The organism is Gordonia sp. i37, from assembly GCF_002043085.1.
Classification (GTDB): Bacteria; Actinomycetota; Actinomycetes; order Mycobacteriales; family Mycobacteriaceae; genus Gordonia; species Gordonia polyisoprenivorans.
This window is the reverse complement of record NZ_MVPX01000638.1, coordinates 1-250: the sequence shown is the minus strand read 5'-3', so window position 1 is coordinate 250 and position 250 is coordinate 1. Positions and strand designations below refer to the sequence as shown.

Annotated in this window: 1 protein-coding gene; it reads left to right on the top strand. The window is 58.0% G+C overall.

Features of this window, described 5'->3' with window-relative positions; all coding sequences use genetic code 11:
* Positions 1–250, top strand: a 250-nt coding sequence (locus tag B1964_RS29080; protein ID WP_172399011.1) for a transposase, incomplete at both ends; no start/stop codon positions are given.

Genomic DNA, 250 nt, shown 5'->3' with positions numbered 1-250 from the left:
CCGCCGCACTCAAGCCCAAGCATCGCCACCAAGAGTTCCTGGCTTTCCTCAAGCAAGTCGAACGGGCCTACCGCGACACCGTCGATGACACCGGTAATCCGGTCGACTTACACCTGGTGATGGACAACTATGCAGCTCACAAACATGCCAACGTGAAGAAGTGGCTGGCCGAGCATCCCCGAGTCATCGTGCATTTCACCCCAACCCACGCCTCCTGGATGAACCTCGTCGAGGTCTGGTTCGGCATCAT